3 protein-coding genes are annotated in these 1,540 nt (G+C 67.3%); 1 reads left to right on the top strand and 2 read right to left on the bottom strand.

Annotation, left to right across the window (positions count from 1 at the left end; genetic code table 11):
- On the top strand, nt 1-540 hold a 540-nt coding region (locus RMO30_RS04260), incomplete at its 5' end, for a VanZ family protein (protein WP_309709947.1).
- Between the two features lie 171 nt (nt 541-711).
- Here RMO30_RS04260 and RMO30_RS04265 read toward each other — a convergent pair.
- Both RMO30_RS04265 and RMO30_RS04270 read right to left on the bottom strand, forming a co-directional pair.
- Nucleotides 712-1,089, bottom strand: coding sequence for a hypothetical protein (locus tag RMO30_RS04265; RefSeq protein ID WP_309709950.1), 378 nt, complete (start codon nt 1,087-1,089; stop codon nt 712-714).
- 254 nt (nt 1,090-1,343) lie between these two features.
- On the bottom strand, nt 1,344-1,540 hold a 197-nt coding region (locus RMO30_RS04270), incomplete at its 5' end, for a hypothetical protein (protein ID WP_309709951.1).

Raw genomic sequence — 1,540 nt, forward strand, 5'->3', positions numbered from 1 at the left:
GCCCGGTCGGGGGCAGACTCCGAGTTCGCTCCCAGCGACTGCCGAGTGTTCGCCATCCATGATCGACAGATGACCCGACGATCGCTGCCGTTCGCCGTGCTCGCCGCGGTGTACCTCGTGCTCGTCGGCGTGATCACCCTCGGGCCGACGCTGTGGCGCAACCCCTGGTCCCAGAACGACTACGACGTACTCTCGCTCTCCACCTGGCTCGACCCCGCCACCTGGACCCGGCTCGGGTCACCCGAATTCACCGCCAACATCCTGCTGTTCATTCCACTCGGGTTGCTGGTGCGCCTCGCCATCCCGCGGGCGACCTGGTTCGGAGCCGTCGCAATCGGCGGAACCGTGTCCGTCGCCATCGAAGTACTGCAGGTGTGGACGCCCCGGGTATCCGACCCGCGCGACCTCGTCGCCAACACCTTTGGTGCCCTCGTCGGTGCTGTACTCGGCGCTGTCATGTCAGCGATCGCTGGTCGGGGGATTCGGCGGGCGGAGCTCAGTCGCCGGTTTACTCGGGATGAGGTGGCTGGTCGGGTTTAGGCGAGTCGGGTTCAGACGGCTCGGGTTCAGACGGCTCGGGTTCAGACGAGTCGGGCTCGGGCGGGATGACATCCTCCGAGCCGTTACTCGCCATCTCACCATCGGCTGTCGGCATGTCCTGACCGTCAAACTGGCCGTCGGGCGCTGACGGGGTGTGCTCGCCTCCGGCGATCAGAGCACCTCGCTGCCGGCAGGGTGCCACGTTCCCGCAGCGGGAACCGAGCCGTCATCCGCCTCATCGGGAGCCAGCGGCGGCGGCTCGACCGGGTAGGGCTCAACCGGATACGGCTCCACCGGAACCGACGGCTCGCTCGGGAATGGCTCGCTTGGAGACGGCTCGCCCGGGAAGGGCTCCGCGGGAGTCGGGTCCGACGGAAAGAGCGGCCCCGACGGGTCTGGCACAGTCGAAGGGGCATCCGGGCTCGGCGCCTGCGGCGCGCCGGGCACACCCGGCTGAAATGGCTCACCGGGAGGGGCAACGGATGCCTCGGGTGATGCTGCGGCGACCTCGCTGATGTGGGGCTCGTAGTTCATGCTGTGGCGACCCATCGATGTATTCCTTCCGGAACTCCCTCGTCGGCGCCTCGGGGGCGGGAGAGTCCTCTCCCCAGCACACGCCACAACCGGCACTAGTGAAAAGGGGGGTGACACGACCCGCTTGCCCGACTAAGGTCCGTCGGGTTCGCAGGGTTTCGATACACCTGGTTTCGATACACCTGGTTTCGATACACCGCGCTGCGCGCGGCACTCAACCCACAGCACTCAACCCGCGGCACTCAACCCGCGGCACTCAACCCGCTTGGTCAGCCGGCGGTGATGCGGTTGATCGCGGCCTCGAACTGCGACTCGGTGAGGGTGCCGGCATCCCGCAGCTTCGCCAGTTCGACGATCTCGGTCGCGAGGGAACGCTGCGGCGGCACCGCATCGAGAAACAGTTTCGACAACCGCGGAAATCGTTGCAGTTCGAGGCCGCGATCAACCGCATCACCGCCGGCTGACC

This window comes from Pseudolysinimonas sp., from assembly GCF_031389465.1.
GTDB lineage: Bacteria > Actinomycetota > Actinomycetes > Actinomycetales > Microbacteriaceae > Pseudolysinimonas_A.